Origin of the sequence: Sinorhizobium sp. BG8 (assembly GCF_016864555.1) — a bacterium.
Lineage (GTDB): Bacteria > Pseudomonadota > Alphaproteobacteria > Rhizobiales > Rhizobiaceae > BG8.
Window position 1 is genome coordinate 2,499,276 of sequence record NZ_CP044011.1, and the last position, 12,605, is coordinate 2,511,880.

Consider the following 12,605-nt stretch of genomic DNA (forward strand, 5'->3'; position numbering starts at 1 on the left):
ACCCCCAAGCGGGCCGGGACGACCCCGAAATTCCGCTAGTCAGAGCACCTGAAATCCTGACCTGACAAGCCTGACAACAGGCGTCAGGCCTGACAACGAGACCTTGCGCCAATCATGAACGCCCTCGAAAACCAGTCTTCGACACCGACCGGCGACGGCGGCGTATGGGTGACGATCGCCGACCTTGCAAAGCGCAAGGGCGTGTCGCGCCAGACGGTGCACGAGCGGGTGGCCCGGCTTGAGAAGGACGGGCTTCTCGCGACCAGACGCGATGGTCGCAGCAAGCTCGTCGAGCTGGCGACCTATGACCGGGCCGTCGGCCAGGCGGGCGATGCCTTTCGTGAGAGTGGTGCCGAGACCAAGCGCAAGGCCGCCGCGGCCGATGCCGCGCCGGTGCCTGCTCCGCTCCGAGATGCACAGGCCGAACGGGCGCAATACGAGGCCAAGCTTAAGGCGCTCGACTATGCCGAGCGGACGGGGCAGCTGCTGCCGATCCGCGGGCCGCATGGCATCGAGACGGCGATGATCCGCATTACCGAGGAGTTGGTGCGCGATCTGAACGCGCCCTTCAACTGGATCACCGATCTGATGGAAGCGGCGCGACAGGGTGAGCCGGCACTGCGCCGACTGCTCCGCTCCCGCATTCACGAGCAGCGCCAGACCATCGCGAACCGCATGGCCACCATCCTCGGCGAGGCTGCGGAAGCCGAAAAGGCCGGTGTCGAACTCGATCTTTTTGCCGGAGAAGGCGAATGAGGGTTGCCCTGAAGCGCTCGGCGCTCGCCGTCCTAGCCGGTGTGCTCGCGGCCGGTCTGATGCCGGAAGACGTCGTGACGCCGTCGGCGTGGGCGCAAAAGCACCTGGTCGTGCCGGACGGACCGCGCTCCGGCGAAATCTGGGATGCGCGCGAGACGCCTTACATCTGTGAACCGCTCGACATGATGGCGACGGAAGCGGGCGTCAACGAGATCGCCGTTCGCAAATCTGCGCAGACCGGCTTCACGACGATGGTGTTGGCGGCAGTCGGGCACATGATCGACAAGGACCCGTGCCGGGGCATGATCGTTCAGCCGACGACCGGCGCGCTCTCCGACTTTAATCGCGACAAGCTGGGGCCCGCGATCGAGCAGTCGCCGCTGCTCAAGAAGAAGGTGAAACCGCAGACGTCGCGCGAGGGCGACGCCTCGACGACCACATCGAAGCGTTACCCGCACGGTTCGCTCACGCTCGCGATTGCGACTTCCGCGGCCGATCTGCGTTCGAAGACGATCAAGAAGGCCTGGCTCGACGAGATCGACGAATACCCTGACGACCTCGACGGACAGGGCGATCCCATCGGCATGGTCGAGGCGCGGCAGGAATCCTTCCTGATGTCCGGCGAGTGGCTGCGGGCCTACGTCTCGACGCCGACCGTCAAGGGCGCGTCGAAGATCGACGACTATTTCCATGCCGGTGACCAGCGCTATTGGCACATTCCGTGCCCGCAGTGCGGCGCCGACTTCAAATTCATCTTCGACCGAAAGCACTTTCGCTTCAACGACAGCTACCCATACGAGGCGCACTATGTGACGCCGTGCTGCGGCGGTATCGTCGAGGCGCACGAGAAAGTGGCGTTGATGCGCAAGGGCCGGTGGATTGCGGAAGCGCCGCGGCCCGGCGCGTTCCCGTCCTACCACTTCGACGCCCTGACCTCTCCCTTCGTTCCGTGGGACAAGATCGCCTCACGTTTCGTCGAAGCGAATGACGATCCGCAGAAACTGAAGGTGTTCTACAACCTGACGCTCGGCCTCGCCTACGATATGAAGGGCGACGCTCCGGACCACGTTCGTCTCATGGAGCGCCGCGACTCCCATCTGACGCGCGGACACATTCCGGCGCTCGGCCTCATCCTGGTCGGCTCGGCCGACGTGCAGATGAAAGGCATCTGGTACTCAATCCGCGCCTACGCGCCGGATCGTCAGTCCTGGGTCGTTGATGCCGGCTATCTTGACGGCGCGACCGATGATCCGCATGGCGGAGCCTTCGTGATGCTGGAGGAGATCCGGACGAAGCAGTGGCCGGACGCGTTCGGGCAGAGGCGGACTGTGGATGCATTCGGGATAGACTCAGGCTACCGCTCGCACGTGGTTTACACCTGGGTGCGCGGCAAGCACGCGACCTTCGCCCTGAAAGGGCTGGACGGCTGGTCTCGTCCGGCGCTGGGGCAGCCGTCTCCGGTTGATATCGACTTCAACGGCAAGCGCATCCGCAGCGGTGCGATGGTGTGGGGCGTCGGCACCTGGTCTCTGAAGGGTGCACTCTATGCCGATCTTCGGAAAGAAGGGCTTGCAGCCGGTAAGGAACAGGACCCGCCCGGTTACATGCATTTCGGGAAATGGATGGATGAAGTCTATTTCCGGCAGATTACCTCGGAATATCTCGGGACGGAAAAGGTCAAGGGCAAGGGGCGCGTGCGGCGGATCTGGGTTCTGCGCGCCGGCGAGGAAAACCACCTTCTCGACTGCGAAGTCTACAACAACGCGCTCGCCGATTATCTCGGTGTGTCGCGAATGACGCCGCAGGAATGGGCGTCGCTTGCCGCAATGCGCGGCGTACCGGAAACGGTGAAAATGCCGGACATGTTCGCACCGGCTCCGTTGCAGGTCGCCCAGCACGCGGCGATGTCGAGCGAGAGCTCAACCGATCCGGTCGAACGGATAGAGGTCGACGAGGCCGCGCCGGAGGATGGTTCGGGCTGGTACGGAAACGGCGGATCGTTCTGGGAGTGACCATGACCGTTCAGACTACATGGGTTCAGGCCGATCTCGCGGCTATCGAGACGGCGATCGCGACCGGCGCGAAGCGGGTTCGGTTCCAGACGCACGAGGTCGAGTATCAGTCGATGAGCGATCTTCTGAAGGCGCGCGATCTCATCCGCGCGTCGCTCGATGCCTGCGCTGACGGCGGCAAGGTCTATTTCACCGAGTTCGATGGCGGGTACTGATGAACGTTCTCGATAAGGTTATCTCAGTGTTCAGCCCGGAAGCTGGTCTGAAGCGCGCCGCCTCGCGGCAGATGCTTGATCACTTTCGCGAGCGTGACTACGCGTCCGCGCAGACCGGTCGTCGCAACAAGGCGTGGCGCGCTCGCGCCACCTCGGCCAATGTCGAGGTCGGGGGCGCGCTCGGCACGCTGCGGAACCGCGCCCGTGACTTCGTGCGCAATCGCTGGATGGGGCAGCGGATTCTCGACGTTCTGACCTCGCATGTGGTCGGAACCGGGATCACTGTCGTGCCGAATACCGGCTCCGATCGGGCGGACAAAGCGTTCAGCAGCGCGTGGGAGGAATGGCAGGAAGTCTCAGACGCCGAGGGCGTGATGGGCTTTGGTGCCATGCAGGCGCTTACGGTTCGTTCCATGGTGGAGGGCGGCGACAGTGTCGTGCGGATGATCGACCTCGAAATGGGGGAGGCGGACGGATCGGTACCAATGCGGCTCCTCGGCCTCGAAGGGGATCAGATCGATACGAGCCGCGACCGATATTTCGCAGACCAGACCGTCCGTCTCGGCGTGCAGCTCGGCAAGTGGGGGCGCCGCAAGGGGCTCTGGCTTCTGCCGGAGCATCCCGGCGATATGTCCCTTGCCAGTGTTGCGGCATCCTCGCTCGTCGCCTGGGAAGATCTCTGCCACCTCTATCGTCCGCTGCGCTTTGGCCAGGTGCGGGGGATATCGTGGTTCGCGCCGCTTCTGGTCACCGCGAGCGAGATTCAGGATCTCATGGAGGCCGCAATCGTCCAGGCCCGGACACAGGCGAGCTTTGCCGGCTTCATCAAGAGGCAGCCGGGCGGGATGAATGTTCTGGCGGCGACCAAGGACGAAAAAGGAAAACCGGTCACGCGCATCGAGCCCGGCATGATTGCCGATATCGGCGAGGCGGATATCACGTTTTCCAATCCATCTTCGCAATCGGCCTTCGCCGAGACCTACATCGCCGGCATGCAGGCGATGGCCGCTGGCGCCGGACTTACCTATGACCAGATGACCGGAGATCTCCGGCAGGCAAACTATTCCAGCCTTCGGGCAGGCAAGATCGAGTTTCGCCGGCTCGTCGAGCAGATCCAGTATCACATCGTCGGCCCGCGCCTTTGCATGCCGGTGGCGCGCCGGTTTGCCGATCGCGCGGTCATGGCCGGCAAACTGGCATATCGCCGGGCTGGCTATCCTTGCGATTTGATCATGCCGGCCAACGAGCCGATCGATCCGAAGAAGGATCTGGAGGCCGACATTCTCGCGGTTCGCGCAGGGCGAATGTCGCCACAGGAATTCATATCCGCCTGGGGGAGCGACTGGCGCAAGGTCGTCGCCGACTTCAAGACGTTCTTCGCGACGATCGACGGTTCCGGCGTGGCGCTGGATATCGATCCCCGCCGCCCGGCCGGCGGACGAACCGAACGGCCCGAACCGGCTCCCGAAACCTGAGACAGGACATCACGATGAGCAAGGTTATCCAGTTCCCGAAGATGCTTCGGGACGCCGAAGTGCGCGCGCAGTCTTTTGATGAGGCCACCAACACGATCGACGTCGTCTGGACAACGGGTGCCACGGTACGCCGCGTGTCATGGGCCGACGGCGAATTCGACGAGGAACTGGTGGTCGACGGTTCGAATGTACGGCTTGACCGTCTGAACTCCGGCGCGCCCTTCCTCGATACGCATTCGAAATGGAGTCTCGGTGACGTACTTGGTTCCGTCGTGCGCGGCTCGGCCCGGATCGAGGGCGGCAAGGGGCTGGCAAAGATCCTGTTGTCGAACGCCGCTGATGTTGTCGATCGCGTCGCCAAGATCAAGGAAGGCGTCGTTTCCAACATTTCGGTCGGCTACCGCATCCATGTGGTCGAGAAGACGGAACGGATCGGCCAGACGCCGTTGCACCGCGTGGTCGACTGGGAGCCTTGGGAGATCTCCGCGGTGCCTATCCCGGCGGATGCCGGTGCACATGTGCGCAGCGGCGAGGGCGTCTCCGAGACGTTCGCCTGCCGCGTCATGTCAGGTCCGGCAACGCAGATTGAACTCCAGCGCATCCGCATGCGCATGGCTGCAGCTCAAAACGAATTGGTGCGTTCGCGGTAACTCCCGCGCCCGCCATCAGCCCGTCAAAGGCCTTCCGGGGCGAGGCAACCTCTGAAAGGAAATCATCATGAAAACTCTGAAGGAGTTGCGGGAGGAGCTTGCCCAGCTGAAGGCAAGGGCCGCCGCAAAGCTTGCCGAAGTCAGGGAAGGCATCGAGGCCGATGCGGCCCGTTCGATCGAAGACGAGCACAAGCAGATCCTCGCCGACATGGCGAAGGTGCAGTCGGAGATCGAGCGGCGCGAAGCTGAACTCGAGCAGATGGACCAGCGCAGCCAGCAGACGACCCCGCCGCCGGTTGCATCGGGCGATGCGGTTCGCTCCGCTGACATTCTTTCCCTCGGCCGTCAGGCGCGCATGGAAGATACGGCGATCGATGCCGCAATCCGTTCTGGCGAAACGGTCGACGCCTTCCGCGTCCGGGCATTCGAACATCTCGCCCGCGCATCCTCGGCAACGCCGACCTCTCCGGCTCGCATCATCCACGACGAGCGCGAGACCAGGCGCTCGGCCATGACGGAAGCGCTTGGCTACAGGCTCGGCGTTCCGATGCCGCAGGCTGGTCCCAGCGAAGCTGCGCGCCAGTACGCCGACAAGGGGTTGATCGATATGGCGGCGGAATGCGCCGGATATCGCGGAGGCCTGGTCATGAACGTCCGGCAGGTCGACGACATCTACACCCGCGCGTCGCATACCACGTCGGATTTTCCGATCATCTTCGAAGGCGCGATCAACCGGACGCTCGAGGGCCGCTATGCGCTCGCGCAGCCGACCTATCGCCGGATCGCCCGCAAGCGCAACTTCCGGGACTTCCGCCCGCACACCTCTGTCAAGCTCGGGGATTTCCCGCTGCTGCAGAAGGTGATCGAGAATGGCGAGATCAAGTACGGCACCTTCAGCGAAGGCAAGGAAACCGTGCAGGCGTTCAGCTACGCGATTGCGCTACGCATCACCCGCCAGATGCTGATCAACGACGATCTCGGTGCAATCGCCGAACTCCTGTCCAGCTACGGATCCTCGGTTGCGCTCTTTGAGGAAGTTACCTTCTACGCCAGCGCCTTCAACGGGGCGCTTGCCGACACGAAGACAGTCTTCCACGCCGATCACGGCAATCTGGCTGCGACCGGAACCGCGATCACTGTCGACGACGTCGGCAAGGGGCGCGCGGCGCTTTCCAAGCAGAAGAGCCTCGAAGGCAATCCGCTTCTGCAGAATCCGGCGAGGACCCTGCTTGTCGGGCCGGACAAGGCGACGGAAGCCGAAAAGCTCGTCGCCTCGATCACGCCGGCAACCATGTCCAACGTCAACATCTTTTCCGGACGGCTGGAAGTGCTCGAAACGGCCCAGATCTCCGGCAATGCCTGGCATCTGTTCGCCGACCCGGAAACCGGCATCGCCAACTATCGTTGGGGCTACCTCGAAGGATACGAGGCCCCGCGCGTTCGCATGGACGAGCCCTTTGGCCAGCAGGGCTTCGCCATGTCGGTTGAGCACGACTTTGGTTGCGGCGCGACCGACTACCGCGGTGGCTACAAGAACGCCGGCGCCTAACGTCCCAGCGAGGGGCGCTCGCCGCCCTTCGTGTTTCTTCACCCGTTTCCTTTCACTGAGGGTTTCCCCATGAAAAATTTCACTCAGCCCGGCGACGTTCTCGACGTCCCCGCACCGAGCGGCGGCGTCGTCTCCGGAAAGCCTGTCATCATCGGCTCGCTCATCGGCATTGCCGCGTTGACGGCCGCCGAAGGCGTTACGTTCCCTCTCCAGCGCACGGGCGTTCACACGCTTGCCAAGACGTCCGCGCAGGCCTGGACCGTCGGCGCCAAGATCTACTGGACCGGAACGGAGGCGACCACTACCTCTTCCGGCAATACGCTGATCGGCATCGCCGCCGAGGCGGCCGCCAACCCCAGCTCCACCGGCAAGGTGCTGCTCGGACCGACGACCGTCTAAGATGGATGCTTTGTTTCAGAGGCTGGCGCGGGCAAGTCGCGTCGTTGTCGAGACGGTACACGGCGATGCCGTGACCGTCGTTCCGCTCGCTCGTTCGGGCGGGGTCAACGGACCGACGACGCCGGACCACGCGTCAGCCTATGAAACGGTCGCCTGCTTTTTCGAGAACACGCTCGCCGAAAATGAGGCCTCCATCCGACCGCTGACCGGAGAGGGCAGGATGCTCAATGCGTCTCCTGCCATCAGTGCGTCGATCCGGATTGTGCCGGGCCAGCCGCTCACCGCCGAATGTGCGCTGGTTCGTGTCAGGGACGGACAAACCTTTCGCATCACGAGTTTCAAACCGGACGGCGTGGGCACGGTCCTCGCCGCGGTCACCAAGATCCAGCCGCTTGGGGAGTCTGTCTGATGCTTGCCGCCGAAGCGGTCCGCCTGGCCGCGATCGAGGTGTTGTGCCCGACGCAGGCGATTATTGACCAGTCCGGTTTCCCTACGCTTGCCGGCGAGCGCGTCTATGACAGCCGCGCGGTACCTTTGCAGGATCTGGACGCAGGCCAACCTTATACGCCGGTTCTTGCGCTTTATACGGCTGAGAGTGGCTCTCGGCTGCGCAGCGCCATATCCGACGCATCGGACCGGGATGCCGACGCCGTGATCGACATCGTCGCCGAACTCGCCGTCGGAATGCAAGACGAGGGCGGACAGTTTGCCGATGCCATGGCGGAAGAAGATCCGGATGCGCGCCTGGTGTTGGCGGCGCTGACGGCGCAGGTACGCTATCTGCTGGAGCATGCGCCATCAGGTTCTTTGTTCCGGCGGGTGGTTCACAGCGTCAGCGCCATAGAGATCAAGACTTTTAGCGCTCCAGAACTTGGCATGCGCTGGCAGCGCCAGACCATCCGGCTGCACTGCGACATCCGCGACGACGATTTTGATGTGCCGGACGGAGAGTTGCCGGAGCCTTGCCGGACGCTGCTGTCTGGACTCCCCGCGCAATCCTATGCACGGGCGAAGCTTGCCGCACTCGCCGCGCACTTCGCCCAGCAGGCGGTGCCTGCGCTTAAAAGCACGAAACTGACTACAGCGCCCGGCGTGACCGGTGAAGCGCTGCCTCAACCCTGACCATCCGGAGAACCGCAATGCCCAACCTTTACCGCCCGGCGCCCGGACGGCGCGTTCCCATGTCTCCCGGCAACAGCGATTGGCCTTCCGACGGCCTGCCGGTCGATTTCTCCAATCCCTATCAGGCCCGCCTCGTCAAGGATGGCGACCTCGTGCCTGTCACCGATGATGCGGCGGCCGCGGCCGAAGCGACGGCGGAAAAGCCGAAGAAGTAACCACTCCACCCTTTGAGGAGCTTTCCCCATGACGATACCGTCAAACCTGACCGCGCCAATCCTAGCCTTCGACGTGACCAGCGGCGGTCAGTTCGAAAATGAAAGCCGCGTAATTCTGCTCGGCCACGCAACGGCGACGGGTTCGCTTGCCGCCGGTGAGATCTCGACCTGCAACAACGAGATGGACGCGCGTCTCCTTTGCGGCGCCGGCTCGATGCTTGAATCAATGTATCTTGCTGCACGCCGCAATGCGCCGTCGCAGGAAATCTGGGTCGGACATGTGGCGGCATCCGGCACGCCGGAGGTGCGGACCATTACCATCAGCGCGGTCCCAGCCGCCGGCGGACAGGGTACCATACTGATCGCGGGGCGCTCGATCGCCATCGACATTGCGGCCGGAGCGACCGCAACGGCCGTGGCGACCGCGCTGACGGCTGCGATCAACGGCTATTATGACCGGCTGACCAAGCGCTCGCTTCCCTTTACGGCCACTTCGGCGGCGGGCGTCATCACGCTCACGGCGCGCCATGCTGGCGCCTATGCCAGCGGCATCGACATCTCCATTCCTGTCGTCGACGGCGTGAATGCCTTTACCGGCAATGTCGCAATGGCGACGACCACGGCAGGAGCCGGCGTGCCCTCGATCGCCAACGCGCTTGCCACCATGGGTGATGATCCTTTCGAGACGATGATCTCGGCATTCGGTGACAGCGCCAACCTGGCGCTTGCGTCGAGCTTCCTCAACAACATCGCCGGGCGCTGGTCCTATGCGCAGCAGCTCTATGGCCATTTCTTCTATCCGAAGACCGGCACGAGTTCGGACCTGACGACGGCGGGGCTTGCGAAAGACGACTGGCATCTGACGCTCGTTCCCCGATTTTCCGCCGGTGGCAATGCCGAGCCCGACTATGAGTTTGTCTCCGCCGTCGTCGGCCGTGTCGCCGCCTGGTTCGGAGGCGGGGCAAATGGCGACGTCTCGCGCAACCAGACCGGCCTTGTCGTTGATGGCATCACGGCGCCCCGTGACCGCGCCTACTGGCCCGACTATGCCACGCGCGATGCCTTCCTCAAGAACGGAGTTTCCACATGGAAGGTCGATCGGACGGGTAGCGTGATGATCGACAAGCTTATCACCCAGCAGCAGACAACCGACGGCGCGCCCGATACCACCTTCCGCGACATCCAGCGGCCCTATCAGCTGATGTATGCGCTTAAGAAGTTTCGCGCGGATCTCGCCGCCGAACACTCGAACAAGGGGCTTGCCGACGACAACCCGGACAATCTGGAGGCGCTCACCACGCCGAAGGACATCAAGGCGACGCTCATCCACTCCTATATCGAAATGAGCGGGGTGCTGGAGAACGTTTCGGCAGCGACGCAGGCGCTCGTCGTGACCCGCGACAGCGATAATGCGAACCGCGTCAACATCCACCTCGAACTCGACTTCGTCAACGCGATGGACATCTTCGCGGGCCTCGCCGTCGCCAACAGCCAGCTTAGCGCAACTGCCGCCTAACGCCTGGCGCCACGAAAGGATATTTCCATGGGTAAGAAGGATTTCGGCGGCATCGTCCGCATGAAGCTCTCCAACGGCGAGCAGATCTCGCTTCGCGGCACGCTCAACATGAACACGGCCGGCGTCTCCAGCGAGTCTATCACCAACCAGGATGGGTCGGTCGATCGAGTAATGACGCCGCGGGCACGAACGGCGGAGTTCAGCTTTGCCGACCGCGGGCTTGACCTCGATGCTTTGATGAAAGCCGATCGCTTCAACGTGACTTTCATCGAGGACACGACGGGCGTGACGCATTTCTTCACGAGTGCCGTTGTCGTTGGCGATCCGCAGAAGAACCGGCTCAATGGCGAGGTAACAGGTGTTTCGATCGCCGCGGAAGGTTACCGCAAGACGGAGGACTAAGCCTTGGAAAAGGTGACCGTGAAGCTCTCGCGCTCCTACCAGGGGCACGATGGCACATTCGATAGCGTCACGCTGCGCGAGCCGACCTACAAGGAAATCTTCATTGATGGTCTCGGCGAGCCACAGCAGTGGCAGCCGGCGCCGGACGGCTCGAATGTGCTGATCACCCTGCCTGATGTTGTCGACGACTACGTGCGCAAGCTCGCCGTGACGCCGACGGCTGATAACTTGTCCACTCTGGGTGTGAGGGACGCGTTGGCTGTCGGGCGGGCAGTGCTTAGTTTTTTTCAGGAGCTGCCAGCGCGCGAGACGCCGCGGACTGGCTCGTCTTCCGCTTCGGATGGGACGCAGGTCGCGTCGAGCTGATGACCGTGCGTCAGATCCACTACTGGATCCATCGCTATGTTGAATTCCGGGAAAACTCGAAATGACGCGTGAAGTCGAAGCCAGGCTGAAGATCTCCGCCGTCGATCGGACGGGCCGGGTGTTCCAGTCGCTTGCCGGCCGGATGCAGCAGGTGAACCGGCAGGCGTCTGCGCTCAACCGTCAGCAGTCAATGGTCGGCCGTAGCGCCACGTCGATGATGGCGGCAGTCGGCCGGATTGCGGCACCTGCTGCACTCACGGCTTTCGCGACATCCGCGGTCAAGGAGTTCGCTGCGGTCGAGCGGCAGATGACGCGCATCGGGATCACGGCGGGCTCGAGCTCGGCGGAAACCGAAGCCGCATTTTCCCGCATGCAGCAAGTCTCGAAGGACATGGCGTTGCCGGTCGACAGCGCGATCGAGGCGCTCGATACGCTCGTTTCGTCCGGTCTTTCGTTGAAGGAGGCTATGGATTTCCTGCCGTCAGTTCTGGCGACCGCGCAAGCGTCCGGCTCCGCGACGCAGGACATCGCCAATACCGCGATCAAGGCGTCTTCGGCGTTGAAGATCGAGGCCGGACAGATGCAGCGCGCCTTCGATGTCATGGTGACAGGCGGCAAGGCAGGTCAGTTCGAACTGAAGGACATGGCCGCCTATATTCCCGAGCTGGCGAACTCCTTTGCCTCCCTCGGCTATACCGGGGAAGACGGTCTCAAGCAGCTGATCGCCATACTCCAAACGCTGCGCGAGGACACGGGCGATGCGAGTGCTGCGGCGACGCAGGCGCAAAACATCTTCGGCAAAATGTTCTCCTCGGACACGGCCAAGAAATTCTCCAGCTTCGGAATCAATCTCCGCAAGGAACTGGAGGCGGCCCGCAAGAACGGCGAGGATGCGGTCTCCGCTTTCGTTCGTCTGTCCAAGGAGGCCATCGACGGCGACCTGTCGAAGCTGCCGCTGCTCTTCACCGATCAGGAATTCCGCCTCGGCATGCAGTCGCTGATTACCAGCGCAGATTCCTACAAGCGATTTGTTGATGCGGTGAACTCCTCCGAAGTCGACGGAACCGTCATGCGGGACGTCAAGCGCGTCACGGACGATGCGCAGGCAAGCATCGATCGGGCCTGGTCGAGCTGGGAAAGGTTGAAGAACAGTATTGGCGGCAAGATCGCTCCGGCGGCGACGTCTGCAATGGATTTCGTTTCCAACGAGACGGACTATCAGGCAGCCGTCGATCGAGCCCTGGACGCGCGCGGTATGGGCTTCCTCGACAAGGAATGGTGGAAGTTCCAGAACACCAACGGCCGAGGCGGCGCCCGCGGGAATGAAACCGAGGAATCAGACCGCATGGCCATGGAGGGCGGCTTCAACCGCCCGTCGATCCGCTCGAAGTATGAGCAGGGGCCGCGTCTGCCTGCTGGCTGGAAAGCACAAAAGGAGTTTCCGGGCGGTGGCACGGGTGCTCTCCCGCTTCCCGTTTCCCGTCCCACTGCGCTCCCGTCCATGCCGGAGCGATTGGAAGGCGTTCCTGCAGGGCTCCGTCCGTCTCCGACTGTCGCGGCGATGGGGCAGGTTTCGGGGAGTTTCTTCCGCGTTCCGTCACGCGACGAACTCAAGGATGCGTTGAAGATCGACGCTAGCGGCCTGAAGGACACCAGCGACGAGGCGGCACAGAAAGTTGCCGAAGGAGGGCGAGCTGCCGGGCAGGCGATCGAGGAAAGTGCGGCCTTCTTCAAGGTCGCAGGTGTCGACGTCGGCGCGGCCCTCATGTCCGCCGCAGAGAAAATGCTCCAGGCGGCAAACAAGCTCAACAGCGCGCAGGTCGCTGTCGCCAACGCAGCCATCAACGGCAGGTCGAATGTGAACGCTGACACCGGCCGCAGCATGCCGGCGGTGGCGGCGTCGGCGAACGGTGCGGGTGGGCGCTAGC

The 12,605-nt window shown here is 63.2% G+C and carries 14 protein-coding genes; all 14 read left to right on the top strand.

Going from position 1 to position 12,605, the window contains the following annotated elements; all coding sequences use genetic code 11:
- Window positions 1-114: 114 nt before the first annotated feature.
- Window positions 115-756 (top strand): winged helix-turn-helix domain-containing protein, encoded by a 642-nt coding sequence (locus tag F3Y30_RS11790; protein WP_203422909.1) that lies wholly within the window; start codon window positions 115-117, stop codon window positions 754-756.
- A complete protein-coding gene (locus tag F3Y30_RS11795; protein WP_203422910.1) occupies window positions 753-2,768 on the top strand; it encodes a terminase gpA endonuclease subunit in 2,016 nt (671 codons plus the stop codon). The genes F3Y30_RS11790 and F3Y30_RS11795 overlap by 4 nt, the downstream gene beginning before the upstream one ends.
- A 2-nt stretch (window positions 2,769-2,770) precedes the next feature.
- Window positions 2,771-2,983, top strand: coding sequence for a hypothetical protein (locus F3Y30_RS11800; protein ID WP_203422911.1), 213 nt, complete (start codon window positions 2,771-2,773; stop codon window positions 2,981-2,983).
- A complete protein-coding gene (locus F3Y30_RS11805; RefSeq protein WP_203422912.1) occupies window positions 2,983-4,458 on the top strand; it encodes a phage portal protein in 1,476 nt (491 codons plus the stop codon). The genes F3Y30_RS11800 and F3Y30_RS11805 overlap by 1 nt, the downstream gene beginning before the upstream one ends.
- Window positions 4,459-4,472: 14 nt before the next feature.
- Window positions 4,473-5,108 carry an HK97 family phage prohead protease gene (locus F3Y30_RS11810; protein ID WP_203422913.1) on the top strand — a complete coding sequence of 212 codons (636 nt, stop codon included), beginning with the start codon at window positions 4,473-4,475 and terminating at the stop codon, window positions 5,106-5,108.
- 67 nt (window positions 5,109-5,175) lie between these two features.
- Window positions 5,176-6,657 carry a hypothetical protein gene (locus F3Y30_RS11815; RefSeq protein WP_203422914.1) on the top strand — a complete coding sequence of 494 codons (1,482 nt, stop codon included), beginning with the start codon at window positions 5,176-5,178 and terminating at the stop codon, window positions 6,655-6,657.
- Between the two features lie 69 nt (window positions 6,658-6,726).
- Window positions 6,727-7,056, top strand: a complete 330-nt coding sequence (locus F3Y30_RS11820; protein WP_203422915.1) for a DUF2190 family protein — start codon at window positions 6,727-6,729, stop codon at window positions 7,054-7,056.
- A gap of 1 nt (window position 7,057) precedes the next feature.
- Window positions 7,058-7,465, top strand: a complete 408-nt coding sequence (locus F3Y30_RS11825; protein ID WP_203422916.1) for a hypothetical protein — start codon at window positions 7,058-7,060, stop codon at window positions 7,463-7,465.
- Complete coding sequence (locus F3Y30_RS11830; protein WP_203422917.1) at window positions 7,465-8,178, top strand: hypothetical protein; 714 nt, start codon at window positions 7,465-7,467, stop codon at window positions 8,176-8,178. Before F3Y30_RS11825 ends, F3Y30_RS11830 begins: the two co-directional genes overlap by 1 nt.
- A 17-nt stretch (window positions 8,179-8,195) precedes the next feature.
- Entirely contained in the window at window positions 8,196-8,393 is a 198-nt protein-coding gene (locus F3Y30_RS11835; RefSeq protein WP_203422918.1) for a hypothetical protein, read from the top strand.
- Between the two features lie 28 nt (window positions 8,394-8,421).
- A complete protein-coding gene (locus F3Y30_RS11840) occupies window positions 8,422-9,909 on the top strand; it encodes a phage tail sheath subtilisin-like domain-containing protein (RefSeq protein WP_203422919.1) in 1,488 nt (495 codons plus the stop codon).
- 27 nt (window positions 9,910-9,936) lie between these two features.
- Entirely contained in the window at window positions 9,937-10,311 is a 375-nt protein-coding gene (locus tag F3Y30_RS11845) for a phage tail tube protein (RefSeq protein ID WP_203422920.1), read from the top strand.
- Window positions 10,312-10,314: 3 nt separating this feature from the next.
- On the top strand, window positions 10,315-10,677 hold the full coding sequence (locus tag F3Y30_RS11850; RefSeq protein ID WP_203422921.1) for a hypothetical protein: 363 nt from the start codon (window positions 10,315-10,317) through the stop codon (window positions 10,675-10,677).
- Window positions 10,678-10,738: 61 nt separating this feature from the next.
- Complete coding sequence (locus F3Y30_RS11855) at window positions 10,739-12,604, top strand: phage tail tape measure protein (protein WP_203422922.1); 1,866 nt, start codon at window positions 10,739-10,741, stop codon at window positions 12,602-12,604.
- Window position 12,605: the final 1 nt, after the last annotated feature.

Coding starts and splice junctions, on each gene's coding strand:
- F3Y30_RS11790 (WP_203422909.1), top strand. CDS start 115: ATGAACGCCCTCGAAAACCAGTCTTCGACACCGACCGGCGACGGCGGC.
- F3Y30_RS11795 (WP_203422910.1), top strand. CDS start 753: ATGAGGGTTGCCCTGAAGCGCTCGGCGCTCGCCGTCCTAGCCGGTGTG.
- F3Y30_RS11800 (WP_203422911.1), top strand. CDS start 2,771: ATGACCGTTCAGACTACATGGGTTCAGGCCGATCTCGCGGCTATCGAG.
- F3Y30_RS11805 (WP_203422912.1), top strand. CDS start 2,983: ATGAACGTTCTCGATAAGGTTATCTCAGTGTTCAGCCCGGAAGCTGGT.
- F3Y30_RS11810 (WP_203422913.1), top strand. CDS start 4,473: ATGAGCAAGGTTATCCAGTTCCCGAAGATGCTTCGGGACGCCGAAGTG.
- F3Y30_RS11815 (WP_203422914.1), top strand. CDS start 5,176: ATGAAAACTCTGAAGGAGTTGCGGGAGGAGCTTGCCCAGCTGAAGGCA.
- F3Y30_RS11820 (WP_203422915.1), top strand. CDS start 6,727: ATGAAAAATTTCACTCAGCCCGGCGACGTTCTCGACGTCCCCGCACCG.
- F3Y30_RS11825 (WP_203422916.1), top strand. CDS start 7,058: ATGGATGCTTTGTTTCAGAGGCTGGCGCGGGCAAGTCGCGTCGTTGTC.
- F3Y30_RS11830 (WP_203422917.1), top strand. CDS start 7,465: ATGCTTGCCGCCGAAGCGGTCCGCCTGGCCGCGATCGAGGTGTTGTGC.
- F3Y30_RS11835 (WP_203422918.1), top strand. CDS start 8,196: ATGCCCAACCTTTACCGCCCGGCGCCCGGACGGCGCGTTCCCATGTCT.
- F3Y30_RS11840 (WP_203422919.1), top strand. CDS start 8,422: ATGACGATACCGTCAAACCTGACCGCGCCAATCCTAGCCTTCGACGTG.
- F3Y30_RS11845 (WP_203422920.1), top strand. CDS start 9,937: ATGGGTAAGAAGGATTTCGGCGGCATCGTCCGCATGAAGCTCTCCAAC.
- F3Y30_RS11855 (WP_203422922.1), top strand. CDS start 10,739: ATGACGCGTGAAGTCGAAGCCAGGCTGAAGATCTCCGCCGTCGATCGG.